The 17,960-nt window shown below is 59.5% G+C and carries 8 protein-coding genes and 7 pseudogenes; 9 read left to right on the top strand and 6 right to left on the bottom strand.

From position 1 onward, the window contains the following. Positions 1 to 8 precede the first annotated feature (8 nt). A pseudogene (locus tag XH92_RS43395) lies at positions 9 to 921 on the bottom strand (IS21 family transposase); the annotation flags it as partial. 68 nt (positions 922 to 989) lie between these two features. Between XH92_RS43395 and XH92_RS43400 the strand changes: the two are divergent. Continuing rightward, a pseudogene (locus XH92_RS43400) lies at positions 990 to 1,303 on the top strand (IS21 family transposase); the annotation flags it as partial. A gap of 370 nt (positions 1,304 to 1,673) precedes the next feature. Here the strand turns inward: XH92_RS43400 and XH92_RS36360 are convergent. Then, a pseudogene (locus XH92_RS36360) lies at positions 1,674 to 1,892 on the bottom strand (ATP-binding protein); the annotation flags it as partial. 14 nt (positions 1,893 to 1,906) lie between these two features. Here XH92_RS36360 and XH92_RS36365 point away from each other — a divergent pair. The 7 genes and pseudogenes from XH92_RS36365 to XH92_RS36395 form a co-directional block, all read left to right on the top strand. Continuing rightward, positions 1,907 to 2,089 (top strand): annotated as a pseudogene (locus tag XH92_RS36365) (IS630 family transposase); the annotation flags it as partial. A 925-nt stretch (positions 2,090 to 3,014) separates the two neighbouring features. After that, positions 3,015 to 3,875, top strand: a complete 861-nt coding sequence (locus XH92_RS36370; protein ID WP_194456372.1) for a MaoC/PaaZ C-terminal domain-containing protein — start codon at positions 3,015 to 3,017, stop codon at positions 3,873 to 3,875. 335 nt (positions 3,876 to 4,210) lie between these two features. Continuing rightward, positions 4,211 to 4,585 carry a phage integrase N-terminal SAM-like domain-containing protein gene (locus tag XH92_RS43405; protein ID WP_246787922.1) on the top strand — a complete coding sequence of 125 codons (375 nt, stop codon included), beginning with the start codon at positions 4,211 to 4,213 and terminating at the stop codon, positions 4,583 to 4,585. Between the two features lie 270 nt (positions 4,586 to 4,855). Beyond that, positions 4,856 to 5,257, top strand: a complete 402-nt coding sequence (locus XH92_RS36380) for a transposase (RefSeq protein WP_194461713.1) — start codon at positions 4,856 to 4,858, stop codon at positions 5,255 to 5,257. Between the two features lie 70 nt (positions 5,258 to 5,327). Beyond that, on the top strand, positions 5,328 to 5,600 hold the full coding sequence (tnpB, locus tag XH92_RS36385; protein ID WP_371817868.1) for an IS66 family insertion sequence element accessory protein TnpB: 273 nt from the start codon (positions 5,328 to 5,330) through the stop codon (positions 5,598 to 5,600). A 45-nt stretch (positions 5,601 to 5,645) separates the two neighbouring features. Next, positions 5,646 to 7,284 (top strand): annotated as a pseudogene (locus tag XH92_RS36390) (IS66 family transposase). A gap of 78 nt (positions 7,285 to 7,362) precedes the next feature. Next, positions 7,363 to 8,344, top strand: a pseudogene (locus XH92_RS36395) (IS5/IS1182 family transposase); the annotation flags it as partial. Between the two features lie 653 nt (positions 8,345 to 8,997). On the opposite strand, the gene XH92_RS36400 reads toward XH92_RS36395, so the two are convergent. Beyond that, positions 8,998 to 9,885, bottom strand: coding sequence for a TauD/TfdA family dioxygenase (locus XH92_RS36400; RefSeq protein ID WP_246787924.1), 888 nt, complete (start codon positions 9,883 to 9,885; stop codon positions 8,998 to 9,000). Between the two features lie 1,979 nt (positions 9,886 to 11,864). Here XH92_RS36400 and XH92_RS36405 point away from each other — a divergent pair. Continuing rightward, entirely contained in the window at positions 11,865 to 12,242 is a 378-nt protein-coding gene (locus XH92_RS36405) for a hypothetical protein (RefSeq protein ID WP_194456374.1), read from the top strand. Positions 12,243 to 12,341: 99 nt separating this feature from the next. On the opposite strand, the pseudogene istA reads toward XH92_RS36405, so the two are convergent. From istA to XH92_RS36420, 3 genes and pseudogenes are all read right to left on the bottom strand, one after another. Continuing rightward, a pseudogene (gene istA / locus XH92_RS36410) lies at positions 12,342 to 13,088 on the bottom strand (IS21 family transposase); the annotation flags it as partial. Between the two features lie 1,086 nt (positions 13,089 to 14,174). Next, positions 14,175 to 16,424: a di-heme-cytochrome C peroxidase gene (locus XH92_RS36415; RefSeq protein WP_246787928.1), complete on the bottom strand. Its 2,250-nt coding sequence runs from the start codon at positions 16,422 to 16,424 to the stop codon at positions 14,175 to 14,177. Between the two features lie 71 nt (positions 16,425 to 16,495). Beyond that, positions 16,496 to 17,725, bottom strand: a complete 1,230-nt coding sequence (locus XH92_RS36420) for a hypothetical protein (RefSeq protein WP_246787930.1) — start codon at positions 17,723 to 17,725, stop codon at positions 16,496 to 16,498. Positions 17,726 to 17,960: the final 235 nt, after the last annotated feature.

Consider the following 17,960-nt stretch of genomic DNA (forward strand, 5'->3'; position numbering starts at 1 on the left):
CCTTATTCGTCCGCGGGACGGGTCAGTGGATGATCCTGCGTCAGAAGCAGCGTGAGTTGTGGTGCTTGATCAACGCCTCGAGCGCCTGCTCAAATAATCGCTCAAGATGGCGCGCACCTGTTTGTAGGGATGGACGTGATGACGCACCGCGTGATCGCAGGCCTGCTGGACGAGTCGGGCGGGATACTTCTTCGCAAGTCCGACAATGCCCCACATCGCGCGTTGTCCGACGCGGCCTTCGGTGTCGAACAGGTGCTGACAGAGCGCCTTCGCTTGTGGTCCGATATCGTCGGCGCTTGCCAGCAGGAAGACGGTTTGACGAGATGGAATTGAACGAGCGCTCGTTGTGCGACAGTTCGAGCGTACCAGCCGTGCAGCGCGGGCATGAACAGCAACGCCTCGGTGCTGCGGTCGCGGATATCGATCGTGGTATCGTAAAGGCGTACCACAACCTGGCTGCCGATCGGCGCGGGCGCGTGGCATAGTCGCTGTGATCCACGCGCGCGGTGGTGTCGTCGTAGACGGTGCGCACGAGCTCGGAGAAGTAACGGAAACCGGTCGCGGGTAATGGCCGCAGATTCGGCTTCTTCTCCTGGAACATGGCCCTCGACCTGACGTCTTGTGCTGCCATGGATGCGTTTGGAAGCCCAGTTCGTCTCCCAGTGCGCCAGAAACCTGTTCTGAGCCTCGAGTGACTCGAAAGCGCCGCCCGGCGAACGCGGTGCCCTGGGTGTGCTAGATCGCGTTCTCCACTCCCCTTGCGGTTCGGGTCGCGCACCCGTGCCGGATCGGCGACGACGCCGTAATGCGCGAGCACCGCGCCGTAGAGCCGGTTGACTCGGACTCGTACAGGTCAGGCGTGATGACGCCTTCCTTGAGATTATCGATCACGACATAGCCGACGGCGCCGCCGAAATACCGGCTGTTCGATCCATTCCCGATGCGGTTCAGGGCGGCTGATCGGTCGCAAAGCGCGTAGCAGGACGTTTATTTTCGTCCCCTTTAGGGAAGAGGAGACGGGAGTTGAACGTCTTGAAGCCGCATCTGCAAAGCACTGTATTTACGTTACCTGAGCGCCAGACAAGCCAACGAGAGATCCACGGCTGACGGGGATCGACCGCAAGACGATCCGGTGCTACTCGGCGATTTTCGCGTCCGGGCGAGCGCCGGAGGCAAATACCCCCGGGGTGACCGCCGGCTCCGAGGCCGCGGATGGCCAAACTCCCCACCTCCGCGACCGCCGGCTATCGGAGTGAAGGTGGCCGCCAAGACGTTTGATTTCGCCCGCTCAGCCTGTGAAAGCCAGGCGGAATCAGGTGGGGGAGTTTGAGGTGACCTCACCGGGGGATTTTGACGGACCGTCGGGGCGGCTGATCGTATGTCGCCCTTCGAAAGGACCATTATGGCGGCATAGATCTCGTCGCTGCCGAGATAATCTGCGGATTCCGATGATCGCGCGCAGCTATTCCAATCTGATGCCGCGCAGCGTTCCAAACTGATCGCGCGCATGTGAAGCCCCCGATCGTTAAAGGCAATTGGCACTATCGTTAGCCCGTGGTCAAGCGGCCGCCGAAGAGCATGTCTGGTGTCGTTCGATGGAGCGAAGCTGACTGGACGCGCACCCCCAACAGTGCGTAGCGGCCGGTCAGCTTCGCGGGCGGCAGTCTCGGTCTTCATCGGCCGATCACGTAATCAAGGCCGAGGAAGAACCGGCGGGCGATGCATGAGTCACCGTTCAGTTCGAGCCGGTGGGCATTGTGAAGCAGGCGATCAAGGATGGCATCAGCGTAAGTTGGGTCATTTATGAGCTCATGCCATTTGGCAATTGGGAGCTGGCTGGTGATGAGAGTTGATCGACGGCCGTAGCGGTCTTCAAGGATTTCGAGCAGATAATGACGGGCATTGGCGACTCTCCAAACGGCGGCTCAAGCGCGGTGTCGTCCGGTCGGTCCGCGAACTCAAGGCCGCCATCAATCGCTTCCTCGACTAGACCAACAATGATCCCAGGCCCTTCACTTGGGCCGCAGATCCAGACAAAATCGTTGCCGCCGTCAAACGAGGGCACCAACTGTTAGATTCGATCCACTAGGTGCGATAGCGCGGCCGATATACGGCGCTTCAATCGTACGCCACCAAATAGTTAATGCCAGCACGGTGGCAGATCGTTTGCGGTAGCTTGGAGGTCCGACTCTTTCGATGTAAATCGCATTCCAGAACAACACGCTATCACGCGCTTGCAGTGGATGAACGAGTTGGCGCCTAAAGCGCACACCGCTCCACACCTCGAGCCTTGGCCTGCCGCGACAATCACATGAAACAACGGTCTTGCGCACAAACGGCCATGATCCTTGTCCAGTTTCTGGCAGCAGTACAATGGCTGTCGGGTTCGAAACAGCAGCCGGTGCCTGCGGCCTTCAAATTTTTCAGCGTAGTCAGAAGCTTAATGCGCCTAGGCAGGATTGGCATGGCCGTTGCTACTAAGAACCCGCGACAGAGGTCCGGGTGCATTCAACAGCGCAACCGAGCAATACTCCACGTCGCTTAAAGCCTATGTTCATTTGCGAGAGACGCGAGAGAAAGGCGTACGCTATGCGAAAAGATCTCATCCTGGTCGGGCTCGGTACCTCTGTCTTGGGCGATACATATTCGTCAGACACGATCGACAGTTGTCGAGCATTGGGCTTCCTGGCCGAGTTCGGGAAGCGCGCAAGACGATCTGGATACGTCGTTCCGGACCGACGCACACGAACCGACGTGCGTTTCGCGGGTATGCGATCTCTCCGGCCAAGGGATGATCTCATCCCGCCACTAATTTCAATCCGTTATTAAACCTGTTGGCGAACTCGAGCACGTTTTGAAAGCCGCAAGGACATCGTCATAAGCCCGAGCAAGACGCAGTATCCACCGACGCCGATCAGGGCATGAGCCGCAGCCAACCAGATCCTGATCGAGCAGAGCCGCTGCTTCTATCTGGCGTGACGCCAAGGGGCAACGACATCAAAGGGAGCTGCCCGATGCCGATCGACTATCCCGCGGTGCTTAATTTCAAGACCGAAGCCACCCCCTATTCGTGGAGCGATCGTGAGGTAATGCTTTATGCGCTTGGTATTGGCATGGGCTCCGATCCTCTGAATGAAACGGAGCTGCAGTTTGTCAACGAAGCATTTGCAACACTCAAACCATTGAAGGTGGTTCCGACCTTTGCTTCAGTCTGCGTCTGGGGGGCGCGTCCCGGAGCAATCGATCTCAACCGCGTCATGGTCGTTGATGGCGAGCGCGACATCACCTTTCACAAGCCGATCCCTGTCATGGCCAGCGTTACCGCAGATGCTCGAGTTCGCGGCGTGTACGACAAGGGGAAGGAGAAAGGTGCGATCATTCAGAACGAAGTTGTCGTCAGGAATGGCGATGGCGACAAGATCGTCACGATCGTTTCTTCGACCTTTGCGAGGGGCGATGGCGGATTTGGCGGACCATCGGAGGGAATGCCTGAGCCGCACCAAGTACCCCGCCGGGCGCCGGACAGATCAATAGATATCCCGATCCGGTCCGACCAAGCACTGATCTATCGTCTGTCGGGTGATCGGAATCCTTTGCACAGTGATCCGGAATTCGCGCGTCGGGCCGGATTTCCCAAGCCGATTCTCCATGGTATGTGTACCTACGGACTGACCTGCAGGGCCGTGTTGCAGACGTATGCCGACTATGATCCCTCTGCCTTCCGTCGTCATCGTGTCCGCTTTTCGGCGCCGGTGTTCCCGGGTGAGATCATCACGGTTGATCTCTGGAAGGACGGCAATTCGATTTCGTTCGAAGGTCATGTCCGAGAGCGCCAAGTCACCGTCGCCAAGAATGGCCAGACGGTGCTAGGCTGAGCCCTTCCGGATCGGCTCCGCCCGAACAGAAGCACGCGGCAAATGACCTATGGCCGCCATGCGGAGCTATTATGTTCCCAAGCAAGTACTGCCGTGAGCTCAATTGCAGAATGGCCTATCCATTGGTCACGCAGCCCGGCCTCCAGCTCAATGGTCGCACGCGTCTGAAGCTCGCCTGGAGGAGCTGCGGCTCTATCGGTGCGCGTTCCAGCCGATCGTGATCACCGATTGAACGAACCCGCTACGCGGGAGTGGAGGCAAGCCTGCTGAACTGAGGTCTCCTGTCTGAGAGGATGCTGGTCTTCGCACCACCCCTCTCAAGACAGGGGACCCAGATGGCTACGATAAGCCCTCTTCGCCAGAGCATGATCGAGGACATGACGGTCCGCAATCTGTGGCCGTCGACTCAACAATCCTATATCTATGCGATCGCAAAGTTTAGCTACGCGCCGGACCGGTTGAGTTTCGAGCAGGTCCGCGTCTACCAACTGCATCTCATCGGCCAAAAGCGTTCTATCAATCAGGTGGCCGCGCTGCGGTTCTTCTACGGCGTCACACTCGGGCAGACGAAGGTATTCGAGCGGATCATCGGTGGCCAGAAGCCCGACAAGGTCCGCTCCGAAGAGGTCGAGCGTCTCCTGGACGCGGTTACAGGGTTGCGCAACCGCGTCGTGCTGGCGACGGCTTATGCGGCTGGCTTACGGGGTTAGTGAAGTCGTTCGCGTGACGGTGAGCTCGATAGACAACAAGCGAATGTTGATCCACATCGAGAACGGCAAGGGGGGGCAGAGATCGTTACGCGATGCTTTCCCCCTCGGCTGCTGGATATTCCTCGTACGTACTGGATGCGAGCCCGACCGGAACTGTGGCTATTTCCAGGCCAAGCCCCAAGTGAACATGTTGCGTGGCGCGGTTGTCCCAGATCGCGATATCGGGACGCGAGCGCTGCAGGTCCTAGGGGTAATCCTAGGAGAAGCGCTATGACGATTTCGCGGGCAGAGGTGATCACATCGGTCGAGCGGCGGCGGCGGTGGTCACGAGATGAGAAGGAACGGCTCGTTGCAGCATCGCTCGAGCCCGGAGCCACTGTTTCCGAGGTGGCTCGCATGGCCGGCCTTCATGTGAGCCAGCTGTTCAAGTGGCGCAAGGAGCTTTGCAAGCACGGTGAAACGAGTGCGGCGCCGTTGGTGCCGGTCGAGATTGGGCCGTCTGTGCCGCCGCGGGATGTGGCCGAAGCGCCATTGAAGACGGCGCCGGCGCGTCGACGGAGGAGCCAGGGCATCATCGAGATTGATCTCGGTAGCGGACACCGCATCCGGGTCGATGGTGACGTTGATGGAGACACGCTGCGGCGAGTTCTCGATGCCCTGGTGCGCCGATGATCCCGGTTCCGACAGGCGCGCGAGTGTGGCCCGCGACAGGCTGCACGGATAGCGCAGAGGCTTTCCGTCGTTGGCACTCCAGGTGCAGGAGATACTGCACAAAGACCCGCTCAACGGTCATCTGTTTGTCTTCCGTGGTCGCCGCAGCGATCTTGTGAAGATGATCTGGCACGATGGCCAGGGAGCATGCCTGTTTACCAAAAGACTCAAGAGAGGAAGGTTCATCTGGCCATCGGTTGCCGGTGAATCGGTAACGATCTCGCCGGCGCAGTTGGGCTATCTGTTGTCCGGGATCGATTGGCGCAACCCACGAGAAACCCAGCGTCCAACGCGGGTCGGATAGCGTCTTATGGTTTGAATCTGCGACTTGATCTGATTCACTGGCTTCATGATATCGAAGCCGGACGATCTTCCATCGGACCTTGCGAGTGCCCTGGCGGCGCTGCAGGCCGAGCGTGAGGCGCGGCTACACGCAGAGGCGGTGGCTGCCAGTGTGCGGGCGGAGCTGTCGGACAACGAGGCGCTGATCACGCATCTTGAGCTGCGGATCGAGAAGCTCAAACGCGAACTGTACGGGCCGCGCTCCGAGCGCACGGCACGGCTGCTGGAGCAGTTGGAGCTGGAGCTCGAGGAACTCGTTACCACGGCGAGCGAGGATGAGCTTGCCGCGCAGGCTGCAGCAGCAAAGACGCAGAACGTCCGTTCCTTCACGCGCAAGCGGCCGGTGCGCAAGCCATGGCCGGATGACATCGAACGCGAGCGAGTCGTCATTGAGGCTCCAACGGGAGCTGCGCCTGCTGCGGTGGATCGCGGCTGGCGAAGATCGGCGAGGATGTGACCGAGACGCTGGAGGAGATTCCACGCCGCTTCAAGTTGATCGAGACGGTGCGCGAGAAGTTCACCTGCGCGATTGCGAGAAGATCAGCCAGCCACCCGCGCCGTTCCATGCCACGCCGCGCGGCTTTATCGGCCCACAATTGCTGGGAACGATCCTGTTCGACAAGTTCGGCATGCATATCCCGCTCAACCGCCAGAGTGCGCTTTAAGGCCGAGGGGATCGACCTGCCGTTGTCGACGCTGGCCGACCAGGTCGGCCACGGGACCTTCGCCGTCATGCCGCTCTTCCACTTGATCGAACGCCATGTACTCGCTGCCGATCGCCTTCATGGCGATGACACCACCATCCGGATCCTGGCGAGGGGCAAGTGCACGACCGGGCGGATCTGGACTTATGTGCGGGATGACCGGCCCTTCGCCGGGCCTGCGCCGCCGGCGGCGGTCTATTACGCCTCGAGCGACCGACGAGGCGAACACCCGCAGAGGCATCTGGCCGCCTTCGCCGGCATCCTGCAAGCTGATTGCTACAGCGGCTTCGAGCCGTTGTTCGATCCGCAAAAGAAACGCCGGCGTTTTGCCTGGCCCATGCGCGGCGGGGCTTCTTCGAGCTGGCTGACATCGATAAAAATGCTCGGGAAGGTAAGAAGGGCAAACCGGTCTCTCCGATCGCGCTGGAGGCGGTCAGACGCCTCGATGCGTTGTTCGAGATCGAGCGCGCCATCAACGGCTGGGGTGCCGACGAGCGGCGCGCCGTGCGCCAGGAAAAGAGCAAGCCGCTTCTCGCGGACATGCACGCCTGCTTGCTGCGTGAGCGCGAAACCCTCTCGCGCTCCTCCGAGGTCCTGAAGCCTATGAATTACATGCTCAGGCGCTGGGACGACTTCGCGCGCTTCCTCGACGATGGCAGGATCTGCTTGACCAACAATTGTGCTGAGCGCGCGTTGAGGGGCATCGCATTGGGAAGGCGCAACTGGACCTTCGCCGGAAGCCAGCGTGGCGCCGACCGTGCCGCCATTATGCTGACGATGATGACGACCTGTCGCCTCAACGAGGTCGATCCCAAGGCCTGGCTCGCCGACGTCCTCGCCCGCATCGCCGATCTTCCCGCATCGCGTCTGCACGAACTGCTGCCCTGGGAATGGAAGCTCCTGCGCCAAGCCGACAAACCCGCCGATCAGCAGGTCGCCTGACCTTCACGCAACACCGTCATAGAGCTCGCCGTGCCCGCGCGCATGCATCAATCAGGCGGTCCTCGTCGTATGCGTACAGAGTTTTTCCAGCACGTTTTCCCGCACGAGCGCTCAGACCTGAGCCATTGGCGCAAGCGGCTCGGCGACAAGCTGGAGCGGTTGTTGGCGGAGAGCCTTCGCGTGGCGCACGAGGCCGGTGCGTTCCGCAGCCAAGACCTCAAGCGGGTCACGGTCGACACGATCGTGCAGCCGAAGGCCATCAGCTTCCCAACCGACGCCAAACTGCTGCATGCAGCGATCCGGGGGTTGAACCGCCTGGCGAGGAAGCACGGGGTCAGGCTGCGGCAATCCTATGCTCGCGTGGCCAAAAGCGCGGCGATGATGGCGGGCCGTTACGCCCATGCCAAACAGTTCAACCGGCATCAGCGACAGCTGCGTATCCTGCGCAGCCGGCTCGGGCGGATCATCCGCGACATTCGCCGCAAGATCGAAGGCCAGACGACGCTGGAGGAGGCGTCGCCCTCCCGCTTGGCCGGGCCTCGCAGATCCGATCTGCAGCAGCAGCGCCAGCGCGGTTCAAGCTTTATTCTTTCCATGCTCCGGAGGCGGAGTGCATCGGCAAGGGCAAGGCCGCCGCACCTTACGAGTTCGGGGTGAAGGCCTCCATCGTTACCAACAATCGCCGCGCCCCCGGCGGACTGTTCGTGCTGCATGCCAAGTTGCTGCCCGATAACCCGACAAGGGCTACCGCGGCCACGACGCGCAAAATCCCCACCGCGTCTTCATCTCCGGCCAAAAGCGCGGCGTCTTTGGCGCCATCAAGCGCGAGCTGCGCCGCCGCTCCGCCATTGAGCCCATCATCGGACACCTCAAAGCCGAGGGACACCTTGGCCGGTGCTACCTCAAAGGCCGCGCCGGCGATGCCGCCAACGTCGTCCTCTCAGCCGTCGGCCACAACTCTCGCCGCATCCTCGCCTGGTTCAGAGAACTTTTGCGCCTGTTGCTGGTCTCGCTCTGGCGCGCTCTCAACTGTCCAACTCAGCTCAATCCGGCTTCTTAACGATCGACTGATTAGCGCGTTTGATGCGGTACGATCTACTCGTCTACCACTACAGCAACAATAGTGGATCGATACCTACCTGGTGTGTTGAGGACTACGAGAGAGGCACTCTCCTAGCCGCCAGATAACGGCGCGGCGAGGATCGCGGCGCGGTGGCGGACCTAAACCGTTGCCATTAGTTGACCGCGCAGCACGCCGAAGGTGTGCGACAAGCGTGCGCAAGCGTTGCCGCGCGTACAAACACGATCGCCGCCAGCTGAAGCGAGGTGAACCCATCCCATTGCGAAGGGCACTTTTTGAAACGCGCTCGTCGATGATCCAAGCTCTGTTGTTGCGGGCCCTACATTCAAGAGGTTCTTCAGGGCGCTTTTGGGAAGCACCTCGCGCCGCCGCCAAGCTCGACCGCTCCATCTTTTCATTCCCTAGCACAGTAGCCTCGCAACAGTCGGCTCGCACTGTTTCGCGTTCTCTCACACGAGAATGGCGGATGCTCGCGCCTTCTCGGCAATCTAAGCAACCAGATCGCCCGCGCCGACCGCGCAATTCTGGCGGGATTGCAACAAACCTGAAACGTTCGGTCCTGACTAACACCAGATGACCCCACTTGGCGTTGAACTGCCAGGGTCTTCACGAAATCCGACCTACCGCCTCTGCTAGGCAGCCTCAGCGGCCCGTGATTTCAGCCTTCTTAGGTGCGGTAAGCCCACGTCAATCGTAAGCCCGTCCATGGCCCAATGAGGACTGCCGATTTCATTGATGGGATACCGCTCGGTCGCGCGATTGTCCCAGATTGCAACGTCGCCTGATTTCCAGTTCCAGCGCAGAGTGTTCTCCGGCGCGGTGAGGTAAGATTGCAGCAGTTCGAACAATCTTTGGCTGGAATAGCGCTGCAGGCCGACAAAGTTCTGCACGGAACGACCAAGCGTGAGCATGCGTTCGCCGGTCTCGGGATGAACACGAACGATCGGATATGTCGTTTCGTAGATCGTTCCGGTGAATACGTCGTCCAGTGTCCTATTGTCGGTTTGCGTGCCGACTTCCGCCATAGTGTAGTCGAATGCGGCGCAACGCACAGCCCAGAGACTATCGGCAAGCATCCGCAGGGACTCGGGAAGGTCAAGATAAGCCGCCGCAGTGCTCGACCAGGCGATGTTACCGCCAAAAGGCGGGATCGCTGCACCTCGCAGCACTGAGATTTTCGGGTGGCCGGCATTGACGACATCGTCATCATTCATCTGGTCGAGGTGGCGGCAGGCGCGATCAGCGAGCGTTTCCCGGATCGTCAAGCCTCTCCTTGTGTCCACCATTTTGGGATGAGGTATCAGCGAGCCAAGCCGGAGAGCAAAACGCTGTTGCTCGGCATCATCGAGATGCCCCTGATTACGGAAGAAGATGACCTTATGCTCGAGCAAAAGCTGCTTAATGGCGGCGATGACCTCGTCCGACAAACCGTCCGATAGCGCAATGTTCTTGATTTCGGCGCCTAGCCGGTCCCCATGCCTGACGATGTCTGCTCGCGGAATGACGTTATCATCAATCATTGTGCTACTCATGACGGCGCCTCTCTCTGTGGATGTCGTAAATAAAGCCCCCGATTGGTGATGATGCCGGACGAGCAACGTGACGAGCCATCTGATGGCTGGCGTCCGAATTGCCTGATCCACGCCGCCCAACGAGCCAAGCAGGATTTCGGATATGCACCACCATCATCTTATGGTCTGACTCCCTGTGCGTGCGGAAGCATCCAGTGCGGTTTCGATCGAAAAACATTTACGTATAAACGCCATCGGATCGATTTTCCGATTGATCATTGACCTAGCATGACACCGCAGATCATAGAGCCAATCCATGTCCAGTCCATGAAACGAAACCAGCTTTCTTTTCCGATCTTGAGCAACGCTTGCTCGCCGCCAAACGTGGCCATGGAAGATCTTTGATGATGGTGTGATACGCCCACTCAAGCGATCCTCACGCCGCCACACGACGAACGAACCGCAACTAGTTGGCTCAGCCCTCGCCAAGCAGCAAAACAGTGCGCTCGCGACTTAAAATTGTCTATCTTTATAGAACAACCTAGGCGCGTCTACAAGCATTTGTTCGCCGCTTTGAATTGTTCAAAACACGCGCTTTTCACCAGGTTGTCAGGTCAAGCTCTCTGCCCAAGGTGCGCGACGCGAAACTCGAACGGTGCAACCGCCATTACGGTTTAACAACGGGCTCAATCCCACCATTTGCAATCTCCGTTGCTCGACCGAGACTTGGGCGGACCGGCCGTGACTTACGCCTTAGCTCCATCCGAACAGAGCCGCGGATTACCGCTGGGGCTAGAATGATAAGGCTACACAGGAACACTGGGTGCCATAACAAAGGATTGGAGCCTCAAACCGGATTCGCCGCGGTATTCGCTTCGGAACACGGCTAAGCCGGGACGGACCTGGTCCTCCACCTGACGAGACTCGGCATCGTCCAATTCGTGCAACTGAGACTAGTCACGTGATCTCGAGCGCACAAATGCACCTGCCGCTATGACGCCGCCGGGCGCGCCATGCGGAGCGAATGTGCGGCCCGGAGCTCTCCGACTATATGAGTGGGACCAAAACAATGCAGCGCTAGGTCAGTATCTCAGGATTGAAAACCGCGAATTGGCTGCGCTGTTTTTGTCCTCCCCGCCCCTATTGGCAGGTTCGGACGCTCAAGAAAGCCAGATAGGATCACAAGCTAGAACCCGCTATTCTTGATCGACCTATCGCCTTCTCTCGATCCACAACTGCAGCGCGCGTGAGCATGTCACACATGTGAAATAAATGCATGTGTTCCGAGAAGATGAGGAAAGAATGCACCCGCAGCGCAACAACGCGGCCCACACGGCGGAGCTATGGCGCAAGATGCGTAACGTACAATAGAGACCTCTAACAGACGAGGGTCGTCACAAAGCGGAACGCAGGCTCTCAAGTACTACTTAATGTGCGCACGAAGGCGCTTATAAGCACCGCGCAGTGCTTCCCGACCGTCTTGGTCGCACAGACCCTGATCTCGTAACCGCGCCAGGCGACGAGCCCTTGCCATGGGGAGCATAATGAAACCACCTCGCTAAGCGGAATAGCAAGCGTCGAAACACAATTTCGTTCGAGAGCGTTCGTAACATCTCTCACAAAATTGAGTGGCACCCATTCGTGGATGGCTGCGACGAAGGTGGATCATTTTTCGCCAGAGTCCAGAAATCCGCGTGATTTGGTTTCGAGCCACCACAGCGCTGGCGCAGTTGGTCCCAAGATTGCAATTTCGGTCGATGTGACAGTTTGCGACCGCATTGATATCGATCCGATCCTTTGAGACAACATCGTCAGGACAGATCTCGTCGCTTTTTGAGCCTCCTAGCGTGCATCCGTGCGATCTAAATCGGCCAAAATAGTCATGCTCGCACTCGAGCTGGTCGTTTATCTGGTCGCAAGTCGTCCACGCTCTTCGCGGGCTTGCCTGGTCAATTGCCGATGTACGCGGTGCCGTTTCAGGAGCTGGCATGTTGCAGCGTTATGACTGCCCTTACGGCGATGCCACGCCATTTCGCCGCAAGCTCAGCTGTTTCGGATTCGCGTCCATAACGGCGCGCTCGCTGAATGCTTCCAGTTTCCAGGCACGTTGCCGATGGATCCGGATCGACGTACTTAATCCTGTTTGGGGGAGCCGGGCAGGTTCAGCGGCGCCCCCACTTTCGGCTGAATACCTGGGTGCGGATTCCGACGAAGTCGCCCAGGCGTGCCGATATGAAGTCGCCCGCCGATTCCGAGACGATGTCGCCCACCTCTCCGATTTGATCTCGCCCGGTGGAGAGGCGTTCTGGCCGGTTGGTTCTCTGGCATCGGTCAAGCCGGATGGTCAATCTGGAATCGCAACTTGAACCTGTTTTCTTCGTCTGCGTTTGCTGTGGGCATGTGGGCAAGGCGTTTGCCTTGTCCAAGCGCAGCGGCATGTCCACAGCGCCACGGGCTCAGGTCTTTCGGGCGGATGACGGTGTTCGGCGCAGGATGGCAATGCCGTAATGCGCTGCCATCTCCGCATAGGTGCGGTTGATCTGCGGGTCGTAGAGACACGCCTTGATGACCGCGACCTTGGTGTTGTTCGGCACCTTCAGCGCCGGGATGCCGCCGATCGCCGCGAAGGCGCCAACATGGGCGCTGATCCAGTCGGCGAGCCCCTGCGTCCACGTCGCCTGAGTGTAGGTGAAGCTCGATGCGCCGAGCACGGCGACGAAGATCTGCGCCTTCCTGCGCTCCCCGGTCAGACGGTCGACCACCACTGGTACGCCATCGCCGGCATAATCGACGAACAGCTTGTCGCCGGCCGCGTGCGCCTGGCGCATCGTCACCGACAGACGCCCCTCCCAGGCGCGGTAGAGCTCACAGAAGCGCGAGTACCGGTATCCGCCGGGCTCGGCGGCGATATACTCCTCCCACAGGATCGACAGCGTCACGTGCTTGCGTTTGAGCTCGCGGTGCACGGCCGCCCAGTCGGGCTCCGTGACGCGGCGGTGACCCTGACGGTTGCCATTGCCGGTCTTCGCGAACAGGCGGAGTTCCAGAACCGTGTCGGTGACGTCGTCCGGCAACGGCCAGCTCAGACCCGCGGCCTCGAACCGCCGGATCGCCAGCCGCACCGTCGAGGGCGCCGCGCCCACCCGTCGCGCAATTTCGCGGCTCGGCAGCCCGGCCGCCTTCATCCTGATCACATCGCGCACACGGCGCATCGCAAGCCTCTCCGTCGGCATCTAGGGTCCCCCTTCGCAAAGCTGAAAGGGTAGACCTATGGGAGCCAGAAGAGGCCTCGTCACCCGGGCGACATCATCCCGGAATGGTGGGCGACATCATCTCGGAACGGGTGGGCGACTTCAAAGCGGAATGGTGGGCGAGATCATCTCGGAATCCTGGGCGACATCGACCGGAATCAGCACCTGGGAGACCCTTGCTGAACCCACATTGACGGGGCGCTGATCAACGCGTTCTGCCCGACCTGCCGGAGAACTTCGACGGACGTCTCGCCTCGAGCGGCGGCTTCCAGAATTTTGGAAGCGACGTGCGTTCGAGTGCCGGTCTCGTGAGGAGACAGCCCTTTGCAAACCTCATCCAGAACTCGACGAAGACAGGCAGTTGTTTCGGAGTCGAGCATACACGACCTCCTTCTCTGGAGCGGCGCAATGACTACACTGCGAGCGCGGCTTTCACGACACGAACAATGTCAGCCGCGATGTGAACCGCGAAAGAGATGGCTTTCCATCTCGCTTAAGGTTGTGCGACCATACAGCGGACAACGCCGCGTGTCATCACCCGCTGATGTCTCTAGCAGGATTGCCGGCATTTCGGAGAAATTGTTCGACAGCCTAACATGGTCTCCTGACCAAGCAGGTCTTCGCGACTTAAGATGTCCGCTCTCGGCACGTTATCGTCGAGCTATTCTACGTCGCGAGCCCCCAAGCCTTTCTCCATACGCAAATGCTCGGCGTGCGCGACCGGTTCAGATGTCAACGCATTCTGCGTTCCGCTGAAGCACTTGCCGCGTTCGCAGCACGGAAGAAGCATCAAGGCTCTACGCCCGGCGGCCACAGCCCAGCCTTCCTTGATTGAACAGTCAAGCCAAGCCCGGTCGGGACCTTCCTGGCAATCCAATCGGAGCCAGCGCCGTCATCTGATCCGCAGAATGACGTTCAGCCGTTCCCTTGCGGGACACTGAGTGAGATCCTCAATACATGCATGAGTCTACGTCGAGAGTATTCCTCCCAAACTTCGGCCTGCTCTGCATCCTGATTATCAGCCTTAGTTTCCAGACCACAGACTCCCTACAGCGTCTTCAAATACTCAAGCAATGCCCGCCGTTCAGCGTCGGTCAATTCCGGACCGATGGTCCCGGGCGGCAGCTTCGTTATATCGGCTTCCTTGCCCTCAAAAGAATGCCCGCGATTGCTGTTCCCAAGCAGCGACACGTTGAAGTCTGTCAGGCCGGCGGCGCAGGCGTCATTCGATCGCAGTTTCGTAACAAGCCCGACGTTAACAGGATCGAACCTGCGGCTGCCGACGCAGAAGGAGCTCGGCCGCTGGTTCTGCGGCAACAACATGTCCTTCAGCGTCGGGACGGATCCGTTGTGCAGATACGGAGCCGTTGCCCAAACCCCGTCCAGCGGGCGCGCCCGGTAGCGAGGTTCAAGAGCAAGGACATCTTCGTCCTTGCCATTACGGCTGGCCCGCGCGCCAACATAGACTTGCGGGTTTTGACAGTTTTTCCTTGGCCCCCACATCTGCTGCTTGGCCCTTTCGGTCGAGCCGTTCGCAACGTTCCATTGATCGATGGTCTTGCCAACCACGTCCATCAGCGCAAGCACAAATAGCGGGTCTGCCGACCGATCGGCTGGAAGGCCGCAACCCCACGTCTTGTTCAGATCCTCGACTGGATTGAGACCGAGCGATTTCGGCAAATGGACGCGCCGCGTCGTCAGAACATTTGATTGTTGAGGATCAGTGCCGATTGCGTTCACCGGCAGTTGAACGACATTGAAATAATGGCGCCCTCCGATCTCCACCCAGTTCTTCTCGCCTCGAGCAGAACGATCCGGGTTCTCCTCTTTCCAGAACGAATCTTCCGGCCACTTTGCGTCGAAGGCCACGTCATTGACGGGTCCTCGGTGGCACTCAAAGCAATGCGAGCGATAAAGATCGCGGCCCTTCTCAACGAGCCTTTCGTCAATCATCCAGGCCGGGTCGCCTCGGAACCTGTCCTGCGCATCCTTCCATCGTGGTGCCACAAGCCCGCTGAATTTTCTGCCGCTTGCCTCGGCTGACGAAAACGGATCGGCCCCACGCAACAGCTCCTCGAATCGCGCGATATCGGACAGATGGATCGATGATGCAAAAAGCGGCCGTCCGGGCGCGGACGCCCTCATATTGATTTTGGCGCTGACGCCAAGCGCCTCGCCGGAATTGCGAACAAGCTCGTTGAGAACCGAGGCGTCATACTGCGCCCAGAGGAAGTACGGCGTATCCCAGATCGGCGGAAAACTGACAGGAGCATCGTTCCGCGCAAAGTTGCCCTTGAGCAGCGGATCAGGGAGTTCTCCGTTCACCGGATCGAGAAAGTTGGTATAGAAGACCTGGTTACCGATCCGGTTCAATGCGTCAAGCCGGCCGAACCCCTCGTCGAGATTCGCAACGCCCTGCCCTGTCAACAGACCGTCGGTCAGGTCCTTTTGCGTCTTGATCTTTTGAAGGGCCAGCTCCAGCTCACCTCGCAGCTTCTTGCGATCGATGCTGTGGCCTTCAATGCTTTCCAGCCTACTGGCAAAGCGGTCGAACCGCCAAGGCAACATCAGCGTATAGCCGATCGACAGTCCAATGACCCGTTCGACCTCGCCCAGATTGACCATCGCCGGCCCACCGTCGTAGCGAATGCTGACATTCTTGTATTCGAGATGGCCGGTGTGACAGGCGGCGCAGGTCAGCCCGATCTGATCCTCAAAGAGAGCGCCGGTGGCCGGGTCGACGCCCCCCTTGAGGATTGCGAAGCCGACCGGCAGACCGTTAGGATTGTCAGGGGTTGTTGGTGTCCAAGTGGAGGGCACGTCCTTTGGCGCATCCTCGTGATAGCCATAGGCGGGTGCGTTACGGACAAAATCCTTTGAGCTCGGACTTGGTATGAAACCAAGGCGCCGGAGATAATCGTTGTCGGTCAAGCTCGTGTAGTGGATGGACAACTCGGGACGCTCGAGAGCCAAGAACCATCGGTATGGAACCGGAATGGTCGCCGTGCCCTGGGATGTATGGTGAAACCAGTAACGCTGCCGCGAATTCCAGTTCTGTGGCAGCCAGTACGCGGCTTCGATCTTCGAGGCAGCCGGCAGTGTCGCGGGCAGCAATTGGGCGACCAGATTTGCGTCGTTCTTGACCCTGAGCGCCGCATCGCGAAGCCTATCCGGCGCGACATACGCCATGCCAATGAACGCCGCCACGAGGATCAGAATCGCGAACATGAGGCTGACGAGATGCGGCCATCGCCGCAGGCGGCCAGTCACCCAAGCGCGGAACGAACGAGCTCCCATGGCAAACTCCTAAAAATTCATCTCAGATGGCGCTCGGGACGCGCGAGCCGCGCGGCCGCCAATGACGCCGATTACTTGTCGAGCAATCGGCTGTTGATGAAGGTGACCACGTCGGCGGTCTCAGTTGCCGCGCGTCGGGTTATGGTTGCGGCTGCAGGGCCACCATGCAAGAACGAGGGGAACCACCCGAAATTGCGAACATTCCAGTTCTCCTTCGGCAGCACCGCTCGGTTCACCCCAGGCACCGCGAAGTTCGAAACTTTCCTGGCGAGCGGCTGCGCCGTCTCGGTGTGGCAGCTGACGCAGTCCGTATTGAAGAAATGGCTCTTCTTCGGATCCGCAATGATATTGACGATCTCAAGAACGCGGCTGTTCGGGACGTTGCTGTCGATGAAATCGGCCGTCGAAACACCCTTGCGATTTTCGACAGGCAAAGGCGGGCTCTGCAGCGCCGCGTGACGGCACGTCACCGGATTTAGGTTATTCGTGACAGGCTTTGGCAGCACGTGTGTGCCGCCCACGATGCTGAACATCTGCGCGGCATGCAGGCCATCGAGGGTCGGGCCGGGCACCGGTATCAGGCCCGCCTGCGGGACCCTGAGCATCGAGACGAACACCCACGGCTCAGGCGGTGATATGCCCATGACGGCCATGGCGTTGAGCCGCTGCGGCGAGAGGTGCTTTTCCAGAAAGGCCTTCATCGCGTCGCGAAACGGCTTCGCCGAAGCCCCCACAAGGCCTGGATGCACATTCATGTCACCGCTCGTTGCGACTTTGACATTGCCGAATTGTCCCGCGGCGAGTTGATCACGCAAGGCCACGACGTCGCGAATAATCGCCTTGAAGGCTTCATCGTCAGGTTTGAACCGAGGGAATGGCGCGCAACCATCGAGAGCTGGGTCGCCATCGAGGCTGAAGCTGAAGATCAGGTGACCGGCCGTGTCATGGACTTTCAGTCCGTCGGGACCATTGGTCACCGGCTGAATGATCAGGCGAATTTGTGGTTGGCGGCCAAACTGCGCAATGATGTCCGCAGATAATCCGGGGGCTCCAGGGTCGATCCGGATGCCGGCAACGAACCAGGCATCGATCTTTTTCAAGGCCTCAGGCAGCTGAATGCGCCGCACGCCCGAGTCCGGCACCCCCGCATGTTCCGGGTTTTCGGCGTTTGCGATAAAACGCGCGAAGTCGGCGTCGGACAAAAGCCGCTGCGCAGACCCGTTGAGGCCGGCGAGATCGGAGACCGCAATCAGATTGGCGAGGTCCGCCTGCGATCTGGGGGCTGGAAACAGGATGGACACGTCATTGGCCGACAACGGCCTTGACGCGGTCTGGGCCCGGGCTGTTCCAAATGCCGAGGCAACAGCGAATATCAAGCCCGCTACACACGACTTTGCAAACAGTCGGCCAAGTGTTGAGCTGCATGGTCTTCCAGATTCAGCCATCTCGGCAATTCCCCTGCAAACAAACTACTTCAACGATCGATTGTCAGATGCAAAAACGCACAAGGCTTGCAGTAGCGTTCTACGCCTTGCG

Origin of the sequence: Bradyrhizobium sp. CCBAU 53421 (assembly GCF_015291625.1) — a bacterium.
Taxonomy (GTDB): domain Bacteria; phylum Pseudomonadota; class Alphaproteobacteria; order Rhizobiales; family Xanthobacteraceae; genus Bradyrhizobium.

Excerpts from the sequence above, each read along its gene's own strand:
- XH92_RS36415 (WP_246787928.1), bottom strand. The coding sequence starts at position 16,424 with ATGGGAGCTCGTTCGTTCCGCGCTTGGGTGACTGGCCGCCTGCGGCGA.
- XH92_RS43405 (WP_246787922.1), top strand. The coding sequence starts at position 4,211 with ATGGCTACGATAAGCCCTCTTCGCCAGAGCATGATCGAGGACATGACG.
- XH92_RS36370 (WP_194456372.1), top strand. The coding sequence starts at position 3,015 with ATGCCGATCGACTATCCCGCGGTGCTTAATTTCAAGACCGAAGCCACC.
- XH92_RS36405 (WP_194456374.1), top strand. The coding sequence starts at position 11,865 with ATGTTGCAGCGTTATGACTGCCCTTACGGCGATGCCACGCCATTTCGC.
- XH92_RS36400 (WP_246787924.1), bottom strand. The coding sequence starts at position 9,885 with ATGATTGATGATAACGTCATTCCGCGAGCAGACATCGTCAGGCATGGG.
- XH92_RS36380 (WP_194461713.1), top strand. The coding sequence starts at position 4,856 with ATGACGATTTCGCGGGCAGAGGTGATCACATCGGTCGAGCGGCGGCGG.